This window comes from Glaciecola petra (assembly GCF_031846345.1).
GTDB lineage: Bacteria > Pseudomonadota > Gammaproteobacteria > Enterobacterales > Alteromonadaceae > Glaciecola > Glaciecola petra.
Genome location: NZ_JAVRHX010000005.1, coordinates 116585 through 140309 on the forward strand (window position 1 = coordinate 116585; position 23725 = coordinate 140309).

18 protein-coding genes and 1 pseudogene are annotated in these 23725 nt (G+C 39.8%); 10 read left to right on the top strand and 9 right to left on the bottom strand.

Annotated features, from left to right (window positions below; genetic code table 11):
• Positions 1 to 258: 258 nt before the first annotated feature.
• Positions 259 to 1386, top strand: coding sequence for a helix-turn-helix domain-containing protein (locus tag RM552_RS14925; protein ID WP_311369670.1), 1128 nt, complete (start codon positions 259 to 261; stop codon positions 1384 to 1386).
• On the opposite strand, the gene RM552_RS14930 is transcribed toward RM552_RS14925, so the two are convergent.
• Together RM552_RS14930 and RM552_RS14935 are read right to left on the bottom strand one after the other, a co-directional pair.
• On the bottom strand, positions 1379 to 2824 hold the full coding sequence (locus tag RM552_RS14930; protein ID WP_311369671.1) for a S41 family peptidase: 1446 nt from the start codon (positions 2822 to 2824) through the stop codon (positions 1379 to 1381). The genes RM552_RS14925 and RM552_RS14930 overlap by 8 nt on opposite strands.
• 237 nt (positions 2825 to 3061) lie before the next feature.
• Positions 3062 to 3736 (bottom strand): MOSC domain-containing protein, encoded by a 675-nt coding sequence (locus RM552_RS14935; RefSeq protein ID WP_311369672.1) that lies wholly within the window; start codon positions 3734 to 3736, stop codon positions 3062 to 3064.
• Positions 3737 to 3903: 167 nt separating this feature from the next.
• Between RM552_RS14935 and RM552_RS14940 the strand changes: the two genes are divergently transcribed.
• The 3 genes from RM552_RS14940 to RM552_RS14950 are packed head-to-tail and all read left to right on the top strand — an operon-like array spanning position 3904 to position 5980.
• A complete protein-coding gene (locus tag RM552_RS14940) occupies positions 3904 to 4464 on the top strand; it encodes an RNA polymerase sigma factor (RefSeq protein ID WP_432277231.1) in 561 nt (186 codons plus the stop codon).
• Entirely contained in the window at positions 4457 to 4975 is a 519-nt protein-coding gene (locus tag RM552_RS14945) for a hypothetical protein (protein ID WP_311369673.1), read from the top strand. The genes RM552_RS14940 and RM552_RS14945 overlap by 8 nt, the downstream gene beginning before the upstream one ends.
• 12 nt (positions 4976 to 4987) lie before the next feature.
• Entirely contained in the window at positions 4988 to 5980 is a 993-nt protein-coding gene (locus RM552_RS14950; protein ID WP_311369674.1) for a DUF4097 family beta strand repeat-containing protein, read from the top strand.
• A gap of 86 nt (positions 5981 to 6066) precedes the next feature.
• On the opposite strand, the gene RM552_RS14955 is transcribed toward RM552_RS14950, so the two are convergent.
• From RM552_RS14955 to RM552_RS14965, 3 genes are all read right to left on the bottom strand, one after another.
• On the bottom strand, positions 6067 to 8388 hold the full coding sequence (locus tag RM552_RS14955) for an FdhF/YdeP family oxidoreductase (protein ID WP_311369675.1): 2322 nt from the start codon (positions 8386 to 8388) through the stop codon (positions 6067 to 6069).
• The gene (locus RM552_RS14960) at positions 8375 to 9307 is read right to left on the bottom strand and encodes a formate dehydrogenase accessory sulfurtransferase FdhD (RefSeq protein ID WP_311369676.1); all 933 of its coding nucleotides are present in this window, start codon (positions 9305 to 9307) and stop codon (positions 8375 to 8377) included. Before RM552_RS14960 ends, RM552_RS14955 begins: the two co-directional genes overlap by 14 nt.
• 105 nt (positions 9308 to 9412) lie before the next feature.
• Positions 9413 to 9925 (bottom strand): DUF4920 domain-containing protein, encoded by a 513-nt coding sequence (locus RM552_RS14965; RefSeq protein ID WP_311369677.1) that lies wholly within the window; start codon positions 9923 to 9925, stop codon positions 9413 to 9415.
• Between the two features lie 271 nt (positions 9926 to 10196).
• Between RM552_RS14965 and RM552_RS14970 the strand changes: the two genes are divergently transcribed.
• Positions 10197 to 11207, top strand: coding sequence for a glycosyl hydrolase family 17 protein (locus RM552_RS14970; RefSeq protein WP_311369678.1), 1011 nt, complete (start codon positions 10197 to 10199; stop codon positions 11205 to 11207).
• Positions 11208 to 11237: 30 nt separating this feature from the next.
• On the opposite strand, the gene RM552_RS14975 is transcribed toward RM552_RS14970, so the two are convergent.
• Positions 11238 to 12254, bottom strand: coding sequence for a LacI family DNA-binding transcriptional regulator (locus RM552_RS14975; RefSeq protein WP_311369679.1), 1017 nt, complete (start codon positions 12252 to 12254; stop codon positions 11238 to 11240).
• Between the two features lie 337 nt (positions 12255 to 12591).
• Here RM552_RS14975 and dnaB point away from each other — a divergent pair, with 337 nt between their 5' ends.
• The 4 genes from dnaB (at position 12592) to tsgA (ending at position 17452) form a co-directional block, all read left to right on the top strand.
• Positions 12592 to 13995 (top strand): replicative DNA helicase, encoded by a 1404-nt coding sequence (gene dnaB, locus RM552_RS14980; protein WP_432277232.1) that lies wholly within the window; start codon positions 12592 to 12594, stop codon positions 13993 to 13995.
• A gap of 207 nt (positions 13996 to 14202) precedes the next feature.
• Positions 14203 to 15219: an adenosine deaminase gene (add, locus tag RM552_RS14985; RefSeq protein ID WP_311369680.1), complete on the top strand. Its 1017-nt coding sequence runs from the start codon at positions 14203 to 14205 to the stop codon at positions 15217 to 15219.
• Positions 15220 to 15221: 2 nt separating this feature from the next.
• The gene (locus RM552_RS14990; protein WP_311369681.1) at positions 15222 to 16265 is read left to right on the top strand and encodes a purine-nucleoside phosphorylase; all 1044 of its coding nucleotides are present in this window, start codon (positions 15222 to 15224) and stop codon (positions 16263 to 16265) included.
• Positions 16262 to 17452 (top strand): MFS transporter TsgA, encoded by a 1191-nt coding sequence (gene tsgA, locus RM552_RS14995; RefSeq protein WP_311369682.1) that lies wholly within the window; start codon positions 16262 to 16264, stop codon positions 17450 to 17452. Before RM552_RS14990 ends, tsgA begins: the two co-directional genes overlap by 4 nt.
• A gap of 7 nt (positions 17453 to 17459) precedes the next feature.
• On the opposite strand, the gene RM552_RS15000 is transcribed toward tsgA, so the two are convergent.
• Positions 17460 to 18539: an SAM hydroxide adenosyltransferase gene (locus RM552_RS15000; protein ID WP_311369683.1), complete on the bottom strand. Its 1080-nt coding sequence runs from the start codon at positions 18537 to 18539 to the stop codon at positions 17460 to 17462.
• Between the two features lie 264 nt (positions 18540 to 18803).
• On the opposite strand from RM552_RS15000, the gene RM552_RS15005 reads away from it, so the two are divergent.
• Positions 18804 to 19880, top strand: coding sequence for a 3',5'-cyclic-nucleotide phosphodiesterase (locus RM552_RS15005; RefSeq protein WP_311369684.1), 1077 nt, complete (start codon positions 18804 to 18806; stop codon positions 19878 to 19880).
• A 19-nt stretch (positions 19881 to 19899) separates the two neighbouring features.
• Here RM552_RS15005 and RM552_RS15010 read toward each other — a convergent pair.
• Together RM552_RS15010 and RM552_RS15015 are read right to left on the bottom strand one after the other, a co-directional pair.
• Positions 19900 to 20985 (bottom strand): annotated as a pseudogene (locus tag RM552_RS15010) (purine nucleoside permease); the annotation flags it as partial.
• Between the two features lie 130 nt (positions 20986 to 21115).
• The gene (locus RM552_RS15015; RefSeq protein WP_311369686.1) at positions 21116 to 23551 is read right to left on the bottom strand and encodes a TonB-dependent siderophore receptor; all 2436 of its coding nucleotides are present in this window, start codon (positions 23549 to 23551) and stop codon (positions 21116 to 21118) included.
• Between the last annotated feature and the right edge of the window lie 174 nt (positions 23552 to 23725).

Genomic DNA, 23725 nt, shown 5'->3' on the forward strand with positions numbered 1-23725 from the left:
AAATCATCGTCAAAACGCAATGAAAAATTAATCGGTGAAATCTCCTAATATAATCAATTAAAAAGCTCAGTTTCAGTTTTAAATACCCAATCTGACAGCCGCCTCTACATGTCACGCAATGGTATTTCCATGGTGGATTTAGTTTTACATCTTCTTCTAAAAATATGTTTAGCAAAATTTTTGCATAGATGTATGTTATTTTCGCTAATGTTTTTTATACTATTTATTATTTGGATTTACACAATAGGTTGATTTAAAGTGGAGTATATAGATACTTCTTGGCGCACGGCATTGATGCTCTCATTTGTATTGCCGATGTGGGTGGTAGCTTTAGCCCTCGCTATTCGAGATATAGAAACAATCGCAAATCGTTATCTTGCGGCGTTTATATTTCTTTATGGTCTCAATCTGGCACCTCAAATCATCGGCTTTTCGGGGTTCTATCAGGCCTTTCCATGGCTGACATTTGCACCATTTAATAACGAACTCTGGCTGGGACCTTTGCTGCTAGCACATACATTTTCTCTGCTAAAAATGCCTCCTCGAAGCATTTATAAATGGTTCTTTTTACCTGGTGTAGTGCAATCTACTTACTATTTTATTGCCTTTGTATCTATGCCAGATTACAAAGATAAATGGGCATTTAATGATGCATTCCATGAAATTTATTTTGTACCATTAGAATTGGCAGTCGGTGTATTACTAAGCCTTTATTGTATTTGGAAATGTTGGCAATTGATAACATCGTACCAAGCTCGATTGGTCAATGTGCAAAGCAGTATTGAATCGTTTGATACCCAGTGGCTAAAGCGCGCAATTATATTTTTCTCGGTATTAACAGTCATGTGGATTTTGTTTGAATCTTACAATCAATTGGTTCAGAAAATGACTTATGTTGATCAGTTTGGTTTTTATATTCTATTTGCCGCTATTGTGCTGTGGAGTGGAATTCAGGCATTATCACACATTCGCGAACCTTATCCTTCAGTGCGGTGGTTAACTGATGAAGAAGAAAATGAAGTTTCTCAACAGCAGGACGATCATATTGCATCGTTAGCAGAACGAATATTATTAGAACTTGAGCAGAAGCAGTGGTTCAGGCGCTCTAAGCTTAGCATCAACGATATTGCTCGCGATCTTGGAACAAATGAAACATATGTATCACGAGCGCTTAACAACTATCTTAAAAAGAATTTTAATCAATTGGTTAATGAAGCTCGAGTGGATTATGCAAAACAGACCATGCAACAGAGAACCAAGGAAAGCCTTTTAGAAATAGCCTTCGATAGCGGTTTTGCTTCCAAGGCTAGTTTTAATCGTTGGTTTAAACAATGCACTGGGATGTCACCCAGTGCATGGTTAGCTAGTCAAAGCGAAGTTATTTAGCTTGCTCGAATAGTGATAACGCAGTTTCCATTGCAACATCACGACCAGATAAAAAGTCATTTAACTGTTCTGAAGCGTAGATGTCCGGATAAGCGCCTAGGCCATCTAATGCATTTTCAATAGTGTAACGATTACGAATAAGTGGAACACGGACAACAATTTGTGATTCAGGTAGGGTCAAGAATGCGATAACGGTAGCTGTTGTTCCTCCTTGGTTTCCTCCTGTCGCATCACCAACAAGCGTGACATTCGTTTGTTGTTGAATGTGCGACAACAATGCTGCAGATGCTGATGCATTCTTCTTGCTAGTTAGTAATACTACCTCCCCTTTGAATGCATATTTTGCTGGTTGCTGTTGCTGAGCATTTATTCCTAAAGCTTGTAACGGAATCGCTCTACCATAATCAATTAATGGTAATTTTGTTTTGTCGATATCAACCGCGGTACGATCCCAACTCGATAACTTCTCTGCCAATGGGCCGAGCGGTTTTGACGAAAGCCATGCGCCATTCACAAGTGTAAAGGGAACCTGATACAGGTGTCTCAGTAAAGCCATTTGCGCATCATCACTGCCACCACCATTACTTCTAAGATCAACAACTAGCTCAGTAATACCTTTATTATCAAACTCTGCGAATACTTTTTCAAACAGTTCGAATGCATCAATAGGCTGTCGGTAATTGACAAAGGTATCTACTTTTAATACTGCCGTGGTGTCGTTTATTTCAACGTTAACGGCGTCTTTGAAGTTTAATCGATATGGTTGCTTACTGAGTTTTATCCAGTCGTCAAAGCTAATCGCTGCCATTGATGTATTGGTTGTCTGGTCGGCACCCAGTTTTTTAACAAGAATATTAAACTCATTAGCAAAGGTGTCTTGCTGTAGCACTGCGGATGAGAAGAATTGTTCGAAACTAGAACCCAGCAAATCAAAGTTTTGTTCGAGCAACGACACTGTAGTGTGATCTGTATAGCCATCACGTTCAACATAGGGTGAGAGCTGACTGATGATGCGCTGGATTGGGTATCCATTAATAGCAATGATTTCATCACCTTTTTTAAGATCCGTTTCGCTATCGGCATATTCAACAAACATTCGATTGTCGAAGATCCGAAAACGAAACGGCATAAAGGATTGTCTTTTTTGCTTTTCTAGCTTAGGGGAAAACTCGGCTTTCGTATGCTCACAGCGAAGACTTACTAACAACTTTGACACAGCGGTATAAAACTCTAATTCAGAAGGTTTATCAGCCACCACCTGTTCCAATTCTGTCCAGCGACTAGCTAGTTCGCTATTTGAGATGTATCTGTTGTAGCCTGGATGGGCTGTTTCAAGTGCGTTTTTCAGTAAAGTAACATCGTTGGTGTAATTTTCAGAGGCGATAACTTGGCTACTAACAACCAATATAAAGCCACACAATAAAAGACGTAAATGCATAATGATATCCATAGTAATAAGTAGAGATACCAGTGTGATGTTAAGCTATTAAATCGTCGACTCAGTATCTGTAAACCCTTATAAATACTGAATTTGAGACTAGTAAACTAAAGAATTATCACTGCTGATCAATCTTGGATAACACAATTTTTACAGCAAAAGTCGTTAAGTAATACTTGGCATAGTACAAGGTTTTATTGTTTTCAAACCGTCAAATGAAGTCTGCATTACTTCGACTCAGGCACTAAGCATTTTCTTTTTCACTGTGTTCAAATGCCCTTGCCATTCAGGCGAAAGTGCTTCAAGTTGAAGCGCTCGGTCAAGCTGTTCCAAGTATTGCCCTGAGCTATTAAGCGCTGAGGTTTGTTTTTTTAATTGGCGCAGTTTCCAAATGTCTTTTACACTAATTCTACTTTCATTGCGTGACACTAAAACAACTTTGTCACCGCAGTTTATTTGACCTGTTTGTGCCACCCTGAAATACCAACCGGTCAGCGCATGCTCGGCAATAAACAAATCAATTTTGCGAACGCCATAACGATGGTTTATTTTCGAGCAAGGTGCTCTTGGTGAAACCACTTCTAATATAACTGAGCCAATGGCATATTTGTCGCCAATATATACATTATCTTCATTCATTTCAGGTGCTGAAATATTTTCGCCTATACTACCAATAGTGAACGCCACTTTAGTGTTTGGAAAAGCATCAGCCAATTTGGAGTAACTGTCTTGTGCATATTGGTGAATCGCCATAAATGGCCCACCGTGGAGCTTTTTATTCCCTTGCTCATCTTCATTGGCTCCTTCGCTATCTATATGTAATGATGTATGAGGCGATTTGATGATGCTACTTGGCGACTTTCGTGGGCCAAATGGTTGCGGTTTACCAGCAAATAGATGGCTTATGTGCACGTGCACTCCTAAATCAATTAATAAAGTGTAGTCGTTAAAGCATAAATCGATTCGCAAATTTATACAAAAATAATAATTAGCTTTTAAACCTTTTACACAAGACGTGCGACTCAACTTATAACCCACAATGAAGTGATGAATACAGAGATAAAACGAAAGTTATTAAAATGGACACACATTTGCAATTGGTGAGCGACAAACAGCTTAACAATGAGACAGAAATGGCGCTTATTGTTAAAGCTACGGCAGGCGATAAAGCGGCTTTTAAAGCGCTTTACGATGCTCACTTGCCTCGCATATATGGATTGTGTAGTCGCCTTTGTGCCGATCGTTCTCAAGCTGAAGATGCGACACAAGAAGTATTTATTCAGTTGTGGCAAAAAATAAAGAATTTTAATGGTGAAAGTAAGTTTTCTACTTGGCTGCATAGTGTGGCCACAAATATTACGATTTCATACATTAGAAAGCAAAAAGGATGGTGGCAAAAAATGATGAATATAGAAGATTCGCCATACCAAGAACAAATAGCTGAAGCGTCGATGAATTCTATCGATTTAGAAGCCTTGGTAAAACGCTTACCAGAAAGAGCTCGTTTAGTGTTTGTGTTGCACGCGATAGAGGGTTATCGACACGAACAAATAGCCGAAATTTTAGACATGGCGATAGGTACGAGTAAAACACAGTTTCATCGAGCAAGAAAGCTATTAGAGGAATGGATAGATGCGTAAATCCAATACATTATCAAAGACTGAGAAGCTTGATGCCGGATTAGAAGGTTTTGAACGTGAAAAGCTACCTTCAAGAGACCTATGGCAAGGCATCGAATTTGAAATTTCTAAGCCAACAATGGGCGATAATAATGCTTCCTCAAGTAAGGTAATTAAGTTCACTAATAAACCTATGTATGGACTTGCTGCCAGTTTCGCACTAGTTGCAATGGTAGGTTATTTTAGTTTTCAAACTGGTGTTAGCACGTCGGGACAAGATTTAGCAGAAGCGTTGAGCGCTCAGCATCAATTACAAAAAAATGAACTGATAGCGAGTTTTGAGGGGCAGCAAAGTGCGACTCAAAATTGGCAAGAGCAAATTTCAGAACTAGACGAAGCGGCACTAGCTATTAAAAAAGCGCTTGCCGAAGAGCCAAACAATGCGGCACTTTTAAACATGTTAAAGAAAGTGCATGAGCAACAAATATCCCTTATTGAGCAGGTTCACAAACCCGCTTGGCAACAGATTTAACAGAGGTACTTTATGAAATACACTACACTGAAAAATACTTTTTTTGGGCGATTTATATTAACGTTTACTTTAAGCTTAACACTCTTAGGTAGCCCAACTGCCATGGCGTTAGAGGATGTCGACAAAACGCTTGACGTTGAACCTAACAGTTTAATTGAAATTATACATGTAAACGGCAGCGCAAAAATAAGCGCTTGGAATGAAGACAAAGTAAGAGTCACAGGCGAATTGGGCGAGAGAACCGAAGAGTTTAGGTTCGAACGAGATGGGAATTCTGTCATTATTGAAGTTAAAGTGAAAAAAAGTAAGAGCTGGAATTGGGGCAAAGACAATAAGGGTGATCGGTTGGAAATATTTGTTCCTACAAAGACTAGACTTGAATATCAGTCAATTAATGCCTCTGTGCGAGTAAGTGATATAGAAGGCGAGGCCGACATTCAGGTTATTAATGGTTCAGTAAGGGCAGAAAATTTGTCGGGAAGGATAGAAATAGAATCGGTTAACGGCGATATTAGAGGTACTAGTTTAGTAGGTGAGCTATCGGTAAGTTCGGTTAATGGTGAAATAAGTTTGAAGCATATTGAAGGTGATGAATTATCAGTTGGCAGTGTGAATGGTGAAATCGAAGTGATATCAAACGCTCGACAAATATCGGTAGAAACCGTAAATGGTGAAATAGACCTTACCGCGCAGGATGTAAGTGATGTGCAAGCAACCACGGTTAATGGGAGCATAGAGCTAAATATGAATCTACTAGCCAATGGTAAAGTGCGAGCAAGTTCTGTTAGTGGTCGAATAGATTTGGGCTTTCAGTCTGATGTAAGTGCAAAGTTTGATATACAAGCTCATGCCGGTGGAAGTATCAAAAATAGGTTAACAGATGATAAACCGACTAAGGCTAAATATGGTCCGCGCCGCTCGCTGGAGTTTTCTACTGGCAATCCTACGGCTCATGTCGAAGTGTCTACAGTTAGCGGTCATATAGAGCTTAAAGAACGAAATTAAGATGAAGTAAAGATTTAGTATTACCAAAATCAGCCCAAAGCATTTTGGTATTATAGGCCTCAATTTATTGAGGTCTTTTTTTGTCTTTAGTTAGTTATTATATCGATTATTTTTGTATTCAGTGATGCTCTTATTACTACTGGTATTGATTTGGATGTGGGAGTGTAAGAGTGGTCTCCTACACTGTTGATAGGTACCAATGGATTAGTTTCAGGATAATATGCCGCTACATTGCCTCTTGGTATATCGTAAAAAACCAATTTAAAATCATTTATTTTGCGGGTGGTGTTTCCTTCCCAAATAGATTCAATTTCGACTCTTTGGCCCTCTTGCAAATGCATTTTTTTAGCATCATTTTCATTTATAAACAGTACTTTACGCTGGTTTTTAATGCCCCTGTAACGGTCATCCATCCCGTAAATAGTTGTATTATATTGATCATGAGAGCGTAGGCTTTGCAAGGTGAATACCTGCTCTTTTTTAGCAGTATATGCCGCTATCAGATTATCTGTTTGTTCAGAGTATAAAGAACTGGGTATATCACAAGCACTAAAAGTAGCTTTGCCACTTTGCGTATTCCATTGTCGGTTGGCAGCGCTATTGGCGAGATGGAATCCATGTTTTTGTTTCAATTTTTGGTTGAAGTCGACAAAACCGTCAATTGAGTTGGCAATTAAGTTTCGGATCAAACTATAGTCGTCTCGCAGAGCTAACCAGTCGATTTTTTTTAAGCTTTGATCTGCGCATTCTTTTAAAACTGCATTGGCAATGCGGGCTATAATATCGGTTTCTGACAAGCAATATTCGGAGGGTGGTGCAGACGTTCCAGCAGACGCATGCACCATGCTAAAGGTATCTTCTACCGTAATTTGTTGTGGACCAGAACCTTGAATATCGATTTCGGTTCTGCCTAAACAGGGCAAGATTAATGCATCTTTACTTACCATTAGGTGACTTCTATTAAGTTTGGTACTTATTTGAACATTTAGTTTAGCCTGACTCATTGCCTCTGCGGTATATTGGGTGTCGGGTGCCGCAGCTGCCAAATTACCGCCTAAACAAATAAGTATGCTACTTCTTTTCTCATATAAGGCGGTTAAGGCAGATTGCACATTGTGCCCCATTTTTTGAGGCATAGGTATGTCAAACTGTGCGCTGAGCTTGTTCAAAAAGGACAAACTTGGCTTTTCATTAATACCCATCGTCCTATTCCCTTGCACATTACTATGGCCTCTAACCGGGCTTAAGCCAGCTCCTTCTTTACCAATTTGCCCCATCATAAGGTGCAAATTCGAGAGCTCTTTAATTGTTGCAACAGAATGTTTATGTTGTGTAATACCCATAGCCCAAGTACTTATCACTTTTTCGCTATGAGCAAAGATCTCAGCGGCCTCAGCTATGCGTGCTTTGCTAACGCCTGTTTGTTCTTCTATTTGTGACCATTCAGTTTGTTTGACGGCTTTCACATAGTTTTCAAAAGCGATTGTATGCGCTTCAATAAACGACTTATCAATCGCATTTGGAAATTTATCTATTATGGTTTTAGCTATCCCTCTAATGAGAGCAAAATCAGTGCCTAGTTTAGGTGTGAGATATAATTGGCTAATACTAGTACTTTTGCCGGTTAGTAACTCTAACGGTTGTTGTGGGCTTGCAAACTTTTGTAGGGCAATTTCTTTTAAGTTATTAATAGAAACAATCTTGCAACCGCCTTTTGCGGCTTTGCGCAAGGCGCTCATCATTCGGGGATGGTTTGTCCCTGGATTTTGACCAAACACAAAAATCGCATCTGCTTTATAAAAATCATCAAGTACTACGGTACCTTTACCCACGCCTATGCTTTCTTTTAATGCTACGCCACTTGCTTCATGACACATATTCGAGCAATCTGGAAAATTATTAGTACCAAAAACTCTTCCAAATAGTTGGTACAAATATGAAGCTTCATTGCTTGCACGACCAGAGGTATAAAACTCTACTTGGTCAGGCGACTCTACCGCAATGAGATGATTTTTTATTAGGGTTATTGCTCCATCCCAAGAAGTCGGTTCATATTTGTCAGTTTTTGCATTGTAACGCATGGGTTGGCTGAGTCTGCCTTGGTATTCAAGCCAATAATCACTTTGTTTTTTCAATTTACTCACTGTATGCTGCTGAAAAAACGCATTAGTAAGTTTTCGCTCAGTTGATTCCCACGCAATCGCTTTAGCGCCATTTTCACAAAAATGGACAAAGCCTTCTTCACTGTCACCCCAGGCACAACCAGGACAATCAAATCCGCCATCCTTGTTTACTTTTAATAAGTTTTTAATGTTGGATTTAACACGCTTACTCTGCAGCACTTGTTTAAATGCTGAGTTAACCGAATGCATACCACCTGCTTTATTTGGCTTTTTAATTTTCGCCATTTTCAATGGCCATTGTTGTATGAGTGTTTTCCAAGGAGTCGTTTTGATTTATAAAAGGCGGCGAGTATACTATTGGAGCGTCTTTTTTGGGTACATGTATAAGCGTGATATTGGCTGTATTAGCAAGCTGTAGTGCTAGATCACTTGGTGAGGCAAAACTAATCAATGTTTTGATCCCTATTCTGAGTATTTTTTGCACCAGTTCAGCTCCGCAGCGACTCGTGACGAGGGCAGCATGGTCTTGATACTCAATTTTGTTAGCGAGAATATTTCCAATCAATTTATCTAGCGCATTGTGTCGCCCTATATCTTCGCAACTAGCCTTTATTGAGCCCTTAGGGCAAATTAAAAAGGCACCATGCATAGCACCTGAATCAGCCGATATTGTTTGATATTGTTGCACTTTCTCTCTTATATCGATAAGTGCACAAATATCATATTGTGCAGCGATCATTTGTGATTGCTTAAGCTTGATTTGTTTAAAAGTTTCGTCCAAAGCAGCTGAACCACAAATGCCACAGCCACTGCTCCCTTTAAGTAAACGGATGCGCTCTTTAAACCGAAAGAAGCTGCGATTAGCAAGGCTTATTTTTAGGGTCAGGCCTAATTGTAGCCCCACAGTTTGATGGTATAAACGGTCCTCTTTATGAATATTAGGACGCTCAATGCTATGGTCGGCCCCAGTGTTTTTTGAAACGCTACTATTTGAAAAGCTATGCTCTGAAAAACAATGCTCTTCAACAGCATGTACATCAACAATAGTATCAATAATGCCTTCTGTGAATAAAAAGCCAATAGCGAAATAAGACAAATCTTGAGGCGTCATCATCATCACCGCAAAGGCAATGCCATTTAATTCAATCGCAATGGCTTGTTCTTGGGCCAGGCTATGATGAGCTGTTTTCGCTTTTATATTCATAAAGGTCTAGTCTATTTTTATGAGCAGTACTACCCAATCCTTTGTAATCAACAACCTGATACGTGCCGTCGATAGTCTTTGGCATTTTTTGCTAACACTTCAGCTTTAATCAGCCTTTATTCTAACGCTCTCTGCAACAAATTCATAAACAAGCCCAGACTTGATTGCATCAGTACCTTTACCGAGGTCTTGTTTAAAATGTGTAGCTTGTTCTTCTGATCGTTGTTTTTCAATCACATTGCCATTTAGCTGAACACGTTTATTGTAGCTGTCTGTTGGTATAAAAAAACCATAATCTTTAAACGATACTCGCATAATCGACTGATCATGTTGGGCAATAAAAAAACATCCTTTCTTTTGGCATACTTTACTTATTTCTGTTTCTGTTTGTATTGTTTTACCCACATATTTTGCAGGTTCGCTTATTAGCGATGTAAATTCAATATTATCCAATTCATTATTAAAAGGCTCACCAAAGGTTTCTGTTGTAAGTGTTTTTTCAACGGGCTCTGACAAGCGAATGACTTCATCTTGTGCAAATAGCTTTGCGCTAAGCATCAGTAACAAGGAAACACATAAAATATGTAGAGAATAATTAACTTTATTGTTCTGTATCATTGAGACCTCTTCAATTATTGCGGTGAATATCATTATTTTTGCTTATGAAATATTGCTTATTTTGCACTACATATTTTGTGCTACATGCAGTGCCGGTGCGAAATCCTATCCTATTTGCAGTCCTTCATATCGCAAGTTTATTGACAAATGCATAGCAATAAATTTACTTTTACGAACTAGCCAAGAAGAAAACACCGTCTATGCTCCAAAGTGTAACTTGAATAATAGGCGACTTCTATAAAATTAAAAATGTGATAAAAGGCCTTTTAATATGAAATTCTGCACTGCGACCTTAACACTTATTATGGCGATATTGATTATGCAAGGATGTAGCATGGTAAACGAAAATAAAATTCAGGAAAGTGAGCCCATTTTTTATCCCACTATTGATAATAAATGGATAGGACTTGGCATCGCCTATGGTTCTTATCGAGATGGTGAAAGTCCTGACTTAGAGAGTGTCAGTAGTGAAGCTGATATTTTAGAAGATCTCACTATTTTGACTTCTAACAAAGCAGTGCAATGGAATTTGATCAGAATGTATGCAGCCGATCCTGCCAGTGAACAAGTATTAAAAACTATCAAAAAGCACAACTTACCCGTGAAAGTAATGCAGGGTGCATGGTTATCAGGCAAAGATACCGACGCATATAATAACAATCAAATAAACGAAGTGATAAGGCTTGCCAATGAATACCCCGATATAATTGTTGCTGTCAATTTAGGCAACGAAATATTTGTGGATTGGTCTTACCATAAGTTCACAGTAGAACAAATGCCAATGTATTTAGAGTGGGTCGAAAAAGTACAAGCATCGGTGTCGGTGCCGGTCACATTGGCAGATGACTATAACTTTTGGAATAAACCCTGGAGCGCACAAATTGCTGAAAAATTAGATTTTATTGTGCTGCATGCATATGCAATGTGGAATTCACAAACTCTCGATAATGCAGTTAAATGGACCGACGAAACATACCAAGATATTCAGTCACGTTATCCTGAAAAACAAATTGTATTGGGCGAATCTGGATGGACGACGAGTTCTATTAGTACAAATGGTGACGAACGTTTAATCATTGCAGAGGCCACTGAAGATACTCAAGCTAGTTTCGTTAATGAATATAGAGCATGGCTGCAAGCAAATAAAATAGCGTCTTTTTACTTTGAAGCGTTTGATGAAAAGTGGAAAGGTGGAGCCGATAAACCCGATGGGATTGCGGAAAAAAATTGGGGCTTGTACCGCTCTGATAGAAGCCCTAAGAAAGTAGTTGCATCAAACTAAACAATCAACATGCCTTTAAATGGAAAGCAATTAGCTGACTAAAGGCCCAGTACTTTGCCGGACAATAAGTTCGGTTGGAAGCTCAACGTATTTTTCTACGTCTTTATTGCCGTTCATGAGTTTAAGTAATATTTGCATACACTGGGTCCCCATTTGATCTAGCGGTTGGCGAATTGTGGTTAGTTTTGGCGACATTAAACTGGCATAAGTAATGTCATCAAAGCCAATGACTGATACGTCGCCAGGTACGTCATAGTCGTATTCGCGTAGTGCATTCATTGCGCCTATGGCCATATCATCACTAAAACAGAAAACAGCGGTAGGGCGCTCCTTTAGACGTAAAAGCTTTTCCATTGCCTGAAAACCAGATTCAGGGCCATAATCGCCAGTTATGATAAACCGGTTATCAACTTCAATGCCGGCTTCGATCAGGGCTTGTTTATATCCATCAAGTCTTGCTTTGGTGCTAGGCGTCATACTAGGTCCTTTGACAGCCGCAATTTTTGTGTGTCCCAATTCAAGTAGGTGTTGCATTGCTTTTACCGCACCTAGCTGGTTGTCGATAACGACTTTATGCACATATTCAGAGTCTATTTCTTCGCATGAGTTAACCATAGGCGGCAACTGCTCTCTTAAGGGCTTGTCTTTGTTTATGGTGAAGGGGATTCGAGGAGTAAACACAAGGATGCCATCAGCTTGCCCTGAAGTGACCATGTCGCCGTAATATGAATCCCTTTCGATATTATTTTGAGTATCGCCAAGCAAGACTGAATAACCAGCTTTGGTGGCTTCATTTTCTATCGCCCTGATAATTGCAGCGTTAACCTGATTGGTAATATCAGGCATTACTACCACAACATTGTTACTTTTTTGTGTGCGTAAACTGGCACCAAATCGATTAGGTTTGTAGCCAGTCTCGTCAACCGCTTTCATGACTTTTTTTCGAGTTGATTTGCTAACTAAACTAGGCTTACTTAATGTCCGAGAAACGGTGGCTGCTGATACGCCTGAAAGCTTAGCAATATCCTTTATGCTTACTTTGACCATAATGATTAATTTATTTGATAGTATGTTGCATTTACATGCTTAAAATGAAACGAGTTTCATAGGTAAGCATAAGATACTACAGTAGTTTTAAATGAAAATCTCAGAATTTATAACGAAATGAATTTGTTTCATTTTTTAAGGTGTATCTTAATATAAAGCCTTATTATGCGGCCATTGGCAGCTTAGTTTTTTATTTCATTTTTGTGGCATATAGTGCTTTTGTAGCTGAGTCAATTGGTAGACTTTTTACTTATCTTAATACTAAGAAAGATGGTAAGAATGTTAAATTTGTCGCATAATATCTGGCCGTCAATTACGATATTTTAGTGAGACATCTGTGGCTGAGCGCGAAAGCAGCAATAACAATAAGCGAGATGAACAACTCGATATAGCCCAATTAAATACGCCACCGCACTCAATGGAGGCTGAACAGGCCGTCTTGGGTAGTATTATTCAGTCGGTAGATGCGTGGGATAAAGTTGCAGAAATACTCATAGAAGAAGATTTCTATAATCGCTCCCATCGCGTTATATTTTCTGCGATCACTCGATTAATATCAAAAAATAGCACTGCAGATCCCATTACATTAAAAGCTGAGCTTGAATTGAATAATCAACTCGAAGAAGTCGGTGATTTTGTTTACTTAGTCAATCTAGCCAGAAACACACCCAGCTCCTCAAATATTACGGCTTACGCCAATATTGTTAGAGAACGAGCCATTACTCGCGAGTTAATAGGAGTATCTAACGAAATTGCTGAGCTTAGCTTTAATCCTGAGGGGCGAGACAGTAAAGAGCTACTTGATTTAGCCGAAAGCAAAGTATTCGAAATTGCTGAAAAACGTACCGCCGCAAATGAAGGCCCGATTAGCGTTTCTGATGCAATTAAAAAGACTATCCATCGAATTGAAGAATTAGCCGGGCAAGACAAAGAGGTAACCGGGGTTTCTACTGGATTTCATGACTTAGATAAAAAGACAAGTGGCCTGCAACCATCAGATCTAATTATTGTGGCCGCTCGTCCATCGATGGGTAAAACCACCTTTGCCATGAATTTGGTCGAAAATGCATTACTTCTTGAAGAAAAGCCTGTCCTTGTTTTCAGCCTAGAAATGCCTGCAGAACAAATCATGATGCGGATGCTTGCGTCTTTGTCACGTGTTGATCAAACGTCAATTAGAACAGCCAGGTTACAAGACCAAGACTGGGGTAGAATTCAAGCAAGCGTCAAATCCCTGCACGAAAAAAACAACCTATACATCGACGACTCTTCAGGGTTAACCCCCATGGAAGTGAGAACACGTGCTCGCAAGTTGGCAAGAGAGAGAGGCGGGATATCGATGATTATGGTTGATTATTTACAGCTAATGCGAGTGCCTTCTCTTACTGAAAACAGGACACTTGAGATTGCAGAAATATCTCGGTCTCTGAAAGCTTTAGCTAAAGAGTTGCAGTGCCCAGTTGTAGCACTATCACAGTTGAATCGAGGGCTAGAGCAACGTGCCGATAAACGACCAATCAATTCTGATTTGCGTGAATCAGGGGCAATTGAGCAAGACGCAGACCTTATTATGTTTATTTATCGCGACGAAGTGTATGACGAAAACTCTGAGCTTAAAGGTGTTGCTGAAATCATTATTGGTAAACAACGTAATGGCCCAATCGGTACCACTCGATTAACCTTTCAAGGGCAATATTCTCGTTTTGATAATTATGCAGGTCCAGCTTATCAGTCTGAATAATTTGAGATTTATCGATTAGCTAGATAACGTTTTATTTGAATATTTCGCACAACAAAAGTGCAAAAAACTTCAATTTTGGTGTGACTGGCTTATTGAATGCCTAGATGTATTCTCTTAGTTATTGTTTTTAATGGTTTTTGTTTGTAGATTTATTAGGAATCATAATTGCATAACTTCTATGACTAACACCAAACGACAGCGAACATCATGCAAACCTTTATTCAAAACATTCCTAAAGCAGAATTACATGTTCACCTAGAGGGTACACTTGAACCTGAATTAAGCTTTTCATTGGCCGCCAAAAATGGGGTTGATTTAGACTATAAAACCCCCGAAGAATTAATAGCAGCCTATGATTTTTATGACTTGCCTTCATTTTTGAAAATATATTACGCAGCTATGAATGTATTGGTTGATGAAGACGATTTTTATCAACTGACTTACGCTTATTTAAAAAAAGCTAGTGAACAAAACACTATTTATGCAGAATTGTTTTTTGATCCTCAAGCACATACCAGTAGAGGTGTCAGTTTTGATACCGTCATTACCGGTATCCACAATGCGCAAGTTGCTGCAGAGCAAAACCTAGGTATAAAAAGCCAATTAATTTTATGTTTTTTAAGGGACATGAGTGCTGAGTCAGCGATGGAGCACTTGGAGCTTGCCTTTCCTTATCAAGACTGGATAGTTGGGGTTGGCTTGGATTCTGATGAACGCAATAACCCGCCGATAAAATTTGCAAAAGTATTCGCCAAGGCAAAGGAGAAAGGACTTAAACTCACCATGCACTGCGATGTCAATCAACTAAACACGCTTGTGCATATAGAGCAATGTATAGAGCAAATTGAAGTAGACCGTATTGACCACGGGGTAAATGCTTTAGAAAGTGAGATGCTATGTAGCTTGATCAAAAACAAGAACTTGGGTTTGACGGTGTGTCCGGTTTCTAATCAGTTTGTGGTGCAGTCATTAACGTCAAACGAAGTGCACGATATGCTCGAAAAAGACTTATTGGTGACGATTAATTCAGACGACCCCGCATATTTTAGAGCCTATTTAAATGAAAACCTGCTTGCTCTGCAGAAAGAAGGTGATTTTAGTCAAGCGCAAATTATCACTCTGGTTGAGAATGCATTTAAAGTAGCATGGTTAGATGAGGACCTTAAACAAGCTTATTTAGATAAAGTAACAGCTTATGTTGTCGAGTCTGAGGACTTGGTTTAAGTATGCAAAATCTATTGCTTAAACTTACATTGGTATTTGCAGCCTTTTTATTCGCATTAGGCTTTTCAGCAAATGTCTTTTCAACCGAAAAAAATATCGCAAAAGACACTAGCAAACCAATAAACGTAAAAGTCTTTATTGGTGCAATGTTCGAAATAGGCAACAATAGTGGCGACAAAGCAGGTGAGTTTCAATTTTGGTTTGAACGATATTTCGCCAATTCAAAACCCATTACTGTGAAGGGCGCTGCTAATTCGGTTTATTGTAACCAAAATGGTGTGTGCGGCTCAGTTTTAGGAATGGGAAAGGTTGCGTCTTCATCTTCTATGCAAGCAATCATTTTGAACAAACAATTTGATGTTTCAAAGGCTTATTTTTTGATTAGTGGCGTTGCGGGAACGCCACCTTCAAAAGGCACCATTGCTGATGTTAGTTGGGGTAGTTGGTTAATTGATTATGACTTGGGACATCGTTGGCATCCTTCAGAGGGAGAACCAGACGCACCCACATTTACGCCACGTAAAGGGTATGAATCTATACGTCGCTATCAGCTTAATGCCCACCTATTGAATTGGGCATTACACATAAGCGATGACGTTAAACTAACAGACTCTGAGTCGGCGAGGCAGTATCGTCAGCGCTATCCCCAAACTGCGGCGCGACGCAAACCCAAAGTTGGCTATGGTACCCATATGACAGGTGACACTTTTTTCCATGGCCCCGGTCTCTCGTCGGAAGCACAATATATGGCTGAGCTATATGGTGCTGACGATTATGTGATTACTGAAATGGAAGCTGCTGCGATTGCTCAAGTATTAGACAGAACGCTTGGTATAAATAGAATGATGAGTTTGCGTGGGGCAGTCAATTTTGATCAAGGACATCCTAATGAACGCACACTCGATCACCTCGATCCTGCACCAGGTGAAACGGCCGGGGGTTTTGAAGAAACCTTGATAAATATTAGCGCTGTCGGTGCAAAAGTAGTCGATCATATTGTAGAAAATTGGCATGTTTGGCAGCACGATGTTCCGCCTTTACCATGAATAAAAATAAAGTATTACTTACCGCTATAGCATTCATGACTTATATGATTATGTCGGGATTGCTGACCCAAATTGGCGTAATTTTGAATGCATTTTCTAAAAGTATTGGTTATCCCACCAGCCAGGCAGTTGCAGTCTTCTCATATTTAACTGGTGGTGCATTAATCGGTACATTTATATCCTTAGGCTTGTATTCACGATTTGCCCTTGGGTCTGTTTTAAAGGTGAGCTACGGTGTATTTTTGTGCGTTATGCTAGCCCTCGTTTTTGTATCAGTACCAAGTCTTGCGTTGGTCAAAGCGAGTCTATTAATATTGGGAATCTGTTGTGGTTGCGGCTTATCGGGTGGCGCAGTGATTATTTCCAAAAGTTACAATGCGGCTAAAAGGGCATCTGCATTTATTGCTACTGACTGTTCTTTCAGCGCCGCGGGCTATATTTTCCCAACTATCGCGATTTTTATGCTGGCGCAAAACATGGCGTGGACATGGAGTTATGCAGCGGTAGGTATTATTGCACTATGCTTATTTTTAATGTTGTTTTTAGTGCGCTTTCCCGAAACAGAAGCTACGCAAGAGAATAGTGCGAGGGTAGTTGAGCAGCTTAAGCATATTTTAACACTACGAGTCATACTCATGGGAATGGGTGTTTGTGCCTATTTGATAGCACAGACTACTTTTTTATCTTGGGCGCCTAATTATTTGGAGCTGACTTTTGCGCTAGCGTCTGAAAAAGCTGCCAGCGTGGTCAGCAATTATTGGGGATTGTCTATATTTGGTTTGTTAAGCTCCGCCTTACTCATCCATGTAATAAGACCCAGATGGATGTTAATGGGAGCGGTTACATTTGCCTTGATAATGTCAGTGTTTTTTAGTTTCACAAAAAGTGCTGATTATTTTCTTGTTCTCAGCTTTGCATTTGGTTTTTTTACTACTTGCATTTACAAAATTGCAATGGCCGTAGGATCAGAACAAATCGCTAACGCACCCGCGATGTTAGTGACCTTTTTATTGTTTAGTGGAGGTGTTGGCAGCGCCTCAGCACCAGCACTTTCGGGTGTTATAGTGAGTCAATTTGGACTTGCCGCGGCGATGTACATGACTATGATAAGTTTTGCCGTTGTCGTGGTGATGTTCAGTTTGTGCCTATTGTTAGAGCGATACTCTCCCAATATAAAGACCGATTAAATAGGCCTTAATCGTTAGTATTTTCAATCATTATTGCGTCGCCTTTTTTTACATGAAAGGTCGCTGCGGCATTTTCATAGTTACGTGATACCTGCACGTAACTTTCAGGGTCAATAAATGCGAGCCATTCACCTAAAGGGACGTCACTGTATGCCTTAACAAAGGTAATACCGACTGCATTGTTTTTATGGATAAAGGTAAATTTATCTCCTAACTGAATCCCTAATTTTGTTAGGTCAGCCATAACAAAGTTAGTATAGATATTTCCGTAAAGTGGGCGAGTGCGAGTGACTTGTCCGGCCGCATAAGATGCTTTGAATGCAGCACGCGAAACGGGTTTCATAATTTGCAGAGCAGCCTTTGCTTGCGGGCGTTTTCCGCTCTCTGCCCATTTAACTAAAGCGCGCAAAGCACTCAAGCGTTCAGCACTATTGAGGTTAACATGTCCAGGCCGACTAACTGTCCATAATACGGGAGGGTATTTAGCTTTTTTTGCATGCTCCACGTACATACGAGAACTGCTCGCTTCGCCATCGTTACTCATCAATAAAATAGGAAATTTGGGATTTCCAGGTAAATAGCTAGCTATTTTAGGGTTATCTGGTACTTGCCACTGAGGCTCTTCGTAATGATGAGCTCCTAATGAAATTGCCCCATCAAATCCTTGTGGAGACTGCTCAGCTAACAATGCTGTTATTCCACCTCCCATAGTTTCGGCGTAGATAAAAGCACGCTTAATATTGATGATGTTTTTGTTTACATGCCCCCGTAGTGCAATTAAATCTTTTACACCATCCGCCATAATCCATCGATTTCCAGCAAAACTGGGTGAAGCAATCGTCCAACCTTCTTGTAAGAGAGTCTGAAAGAACACTGTTTCTTCTTCGTAAACAGCAGAAAGTGGCAATGATTCAGGCCGATAACCTCTAGCCAGAAAAAGCACATCACCGTTTGCATTTTCTGGTACATCTACGATAAATTTTGAATCCTCAATCATGCCAGTATGTCGTGTTGAAGCGTCAATTTGAAAAGCAAAAAGTAGAATAAAAACAGTAAGCGGAAAACTTAGTTTATATGAAGATATCATGAGAATAGGTGCTTTTAAGGAGAAGTACTTAAATAATAGCACATCAATAAATCCGCATACTCTGAATACCAATTGTTTTGCGCAAAAGTTGGCAGATTGGCAACGATAGTAAAAAGCTTATGCCGTTTTGCCTCTACAAGGAATTATCGCAGCGTTTATTGAAATCAGGTGAAAGTAAGGAATATGGCTAAGATCCTTTAATATTTTGACTTTAAATAGTCTTCACTCTATGTTTGTATTAATTAAGCCTCACTGACAAACAGCATGCCCATAACAAACATTTTCCGAAAAAACATAAGCATATTCCAGTGCGCAGTATTTATTTTTATTCTTAAGTCTTTAATCGCTAGCTCTACCGCTTATGCAATCATTAAAAACAATGCAATGCCAACTGATTCGCTGGATATATTAGTCTTGGGAACGGAGGGTGGAGTCAGTAGCGATAATTTGTCTGCCTTTTTGATTGGGCCAAATGACCAATCTTATAGCGTAGCTTGCGATGCTGGCTCATTGCTTACCGGAATTGAAAGTGCGGTTTCTCAACGCAATTTCTCTAATATTTCTGTACCGCAAGATTATCCTCTTTCAAAGGCCGGATATGTATTGCGTGAACATATCAAAGGATATTTAATTTCTCATGCACATCTTGATCATATTGCAGGGCTTATTATTGCTTCGCCGGAAGACACAAAAAAACCGATTTACGGCTCTGAAAACACCATAGGCCTTATCCGAGATCATTATTTTAATTGGCAGGCTTGGCCAAATTTTGGCGACCAAGGTAACAAACCTCATTTAAATAAATATGATTTCCAGACATTACAAAATAAGCAGTGGCAGTCTATACCCAATACTTCTTTCAAAGTGGCTGCTTTACCTCTGAGTCATAGTGGTGTTGAGTCGAATGCTTTTGTTATTGAGTACAAACAAGATTTGATAGTGTGTTTGGGAGACACAGGTCCTGATTCTGTAGAAAAATCAAATAACATAAAAGCGCTTTGGCAATTTATTGCACCTAGCGTCAATAAGGGACGGTTAAAAGCCATTATTATTGAAAGTTCTTTCACCAACGATACGCCCGATGACAAGCTATTTGGGCATTTAACGCCTAAATATGTGAACCAAAGTTTGGCTGATTTAGCTAAAGAAATTAAAACGCCCAGTCTGCTCACAAACTTGCCGGTTATTATTAGTCACGTCAAACCTTCACTTAAAAAAGGTGCAAATATCGAATTGCAAATGCGTTCAGAATTAGCGTCTTCAAATACATTGAAGGTTAATTTCATATTACCAAAACAAGGGCAGAGGATACATCTATACGCGTTAACAAATAATAACTAACGCGCATAGCTTATTTTTATTTTACAATTTCATAAGGCAATTTTGTTTTAAGTTGCGCCCAATTTGTAACGATATGGTCAACAACTTCACTGCCCACCAGGTAGGCTGATTCTAAAGCGCTTTGCATGCCCGCATAGCCGTCGTCGCCACTTTCAAGTATTAGGTTTTCGATAGGCGTCAGTCCTGGTGGTGGCATGGAATAGTTACTGCCCGTGCGCAACACCATAAAGCGTGATTTATCGACTTTATTTACCTTGTCTAAATAAATCATGGATTGATAACTCCCTGTATCTTCCATACCCGAACTCACAAAGTTTCCTTTGCCGCCAGTCCAGTAATGTGTCCAATTATTTGCCCACTGATTTAACTTACCACCATGCCAAAAAGTCGATGCTGCTAATTGGTCACCTTTTAAAACAAAGGGTGAGCGTTGGGCGTTTGGATATCCTTCATATTTTGCTCTAAGTGTTTGCATAGCCGGATAATCATTTAGCGAAATGTCTTTCGTTAGTTGGTATGCCCACTCACTTAGTTGTGCGTTTAATTGATATACTTCGCCATTACTCGATTGGCCATGTCGATTTAATTTGCTTAAATCGAGCATTTGCCCTTCAGTGATTTGCTCGGTTTGAAATAATGGAAAATAACCGCTACTCCAGCTCTCCGGAATTTCTCGTGCATCGATTTGATGGGCTAAATCACCGTCAACGAGCCAAGTGGCCCAAGCCGCTGAGCCTATCGAAGCATCAGCGGGGTCAAATCCGGCAATACCTGCTACTAGCCAATAAGCATGGCTAAGGTCAAAGCGTTCATCCAATCCTAAGGCCATAATAGTGGCAGTAGCTTTAGCTGTCCCCATGCCGGTTACAATTCCCATTACCCCTGTTTCTTGATTGATACAAATATCATGATGGGATACGGCAAATGGCATACAGGTATTTAATTGTTGACCTTTTTTCCATAGCTGAAACTCGCCTGGTCGATCACCTTCATCTGCGCCAATTTCGAACATGGTGACCACTACTACTTTAATTTCGATAGGTGTTTTAGCAGTTGTATTTTGTTCGTTGGGTGAACATGCCACTAATGAACAAAACACAAACATCAAGGCCAAAATTTTAGAAAGCTTAAATTTCATTTTCTTCTCCTTCTCCAAATAGAAAAGGGTAAGCATCTGAGCTTACCCTTTTAATTAGACTAGCATTTTAAGCGCTTTGCTTATAAGTAGTTTTGCATTAGAACTTATAAGAAAATTTAGCTTGGAAGTGACGCGGTAATTCAGGCAAAACAATTTGTGCCCCAAATAAATCAGGGAAGTTAGCTCTAAAATAACGCTCATCAGTAGCATTTTTCACATTGAAGCTCGCTGTCCAACTTTCGGCTTCATAGAACACGCCTAAATTAACCAATGTGTAGGCTGGTAACGTGACTGTTTGTGAGAAACCAGAGAAAGTTTCATCTGCCTTGATAACACTGGCGTTAACCGCATATCCATTTTGGAAATCATACGTCGCATTCAAGGTAAAGATATTTTCTGGTATCCCTGCTTTTCGAGCACTTTCTTTGTCGTCAACTAGATTTAAACCTATAACAGCACCACCATATAATAATGATGAATCCGTTACGTTAGGCAAGTCTTCAGCACCAAAAAAGCCAAACTGGTTACCATTTTCTAGAGCGGTAAGGTTATACACTTTCATTTGTGTAAAACCAGCCCCAACTACTAAGTTTTCGTTTACTACCCATCTTAACTCAAGCTCTATACCTTCGTTTTCAGTGGTGGCGTTAGTAACGATTGCTTGCGCATTAAAATCAGTACGCTCTTGCTCATAAATAGACAAAGCAAAATATAGGCTATCGTCTAAGAACGAACCTTTAACACCATATTCAAACAAATCCGAGGTATCAAATGCGCCATCTGGTAACTGACCCACGCCTATTTCTGCGCCCTGACCTGCAACTAAAGTAGCTTGTTCAGCAGCCGTGATGTAAGGAATCAACCCAAAGTCAGTTTTGAATGAGATACTAGTATTCCATGATACATCGTCAAAGGTTGCGTCGGCAGTGGTAATTTCGGCTGGGGTTAACAGCAAGTCTCCACGGCTTGTAGTTTCTACATCAATCGTGTCATAACGAACACCCAACACGATATTTAAGCCCATTTCCCAAGTTAGGTCAGTAAGTACTGCAAGGCCGAGGTTAGTGTAATCACCATCGTCATAGTTATCAAAATCTCTACCTATGCGGGTCGCAAGCAAACGTCTATCGAGTGCAGTTGAGGGACCAGTTAGATCTCTACGGTCAAAATACTCGTTAGTGAAATCATCGCCATGTAAGAATTTAGTGTGGCGAATAGACGGTGATATTTGTATTTGCGCTAACATTGAGTCTGTTTCATACTCGTTAGAAAACACGAGCTTGTTTTCAAACACAGAACTGTCGTGAAACTGTGAAAAACCATAGGCATTTTCATTCAGGTTTTCGTAGTCTTCATAAAACATTTGATTTTTTATTTCCCAACCACTATCGGTGTAATAAAAAACATCAAAATATAGCGTGTTTACTGTATTTAATAATACGTCATCTGGTGCCACCATAACTTGGTCACCACGTAGTGTTGTAGTACCCGGATTATCCAACGCCAGAATGGGGTCAAAGTCAGCATTCGTAATTCGATCAGGGAATAATCCAAAATCGGCATTATTGAAGATAAACGGGTTAATTCCGCCTCGCTCAACGTTATACTCTTGGTGAGATATAGAACCATCACCATCTGTATCTAATGGTTTTGCAGTACCGGTTACATATGTCCCATTGTCAATAAGATCCTGACTGAGTCTGTTCCAACCAGCGATTTGGTTGCCATCGTAATCATGATACATGCCACCAAACTCAATGCGTAAGTTGGGAGATATATCTACGTTAAATGAAGCTTGTAATACCGTTTGATCAACACCTGAATTTTCGTAATAGCTACCGGAATTCTCTACTTCACCATATAGATAAAAGCCCATTTCTTTTCCGGCAATAGTACCAGGACCACCAAGTTCGGCAGTCATAACACTTTTATCCCATGTGCCTGTCGTATAAGAGAAAGCGCCAACATTTTCGTCGAGATACTGTCCACTGCTAGCACGCGCCGATTTAGGGTTAAAGTTTAAGTAACCCCCAATTTTTGATGGGCCATAAATAGGTGAAGCAGGACCTCTAACAATATCGATACTGCTTGATGCGCCAATTGGGGTTGGGTAGTTACCAGGGTTGTCTAGGCGTTTCACACCTCTAAAATAAGTTTCTCCTGGCGTACCACGTACGTCTAATGACCCAGCAACACCAAAGAAAGATTGAGTAAAAGTACCTGGTGCAAAAGCAACCAACTCATCAATATCACTTACGCTAAAACGAGCGAGTTGCTCATCACTGATAGTCGATACAGAGCGTGGTGTTTCCAAAATTGATTTACCAAATCCGAACACAGACTCAACATCTTGCCCCGGTAAACTACCTAGCGAACCGGTAACTTCGATGCGCTCAACATCCTCTTCTGTGGTTTCTTCAGCGTCTTGTGCGAATGCTTGATTCGCAAAAACAATAGCAATACTAACTGCTAATGCCTTTAAACGGTGTTTGTGATTCTTTTGTAATCCTGTTTTGCTTATCTGATTGCTCATCATACTTCCCCAAGTGAATGTGTTTTTTAGTTCACGTAAGGCCAAATTGCACGGCGTTACGAAACATTTATTCGAAATGCTTATTCCTTACTCGTTTTTGCACGAAAGATGCCAAGTTCTTGACCAATCGGACAAGTACTAGATTTAAAATATAAGACAATGATTTGAATGAAT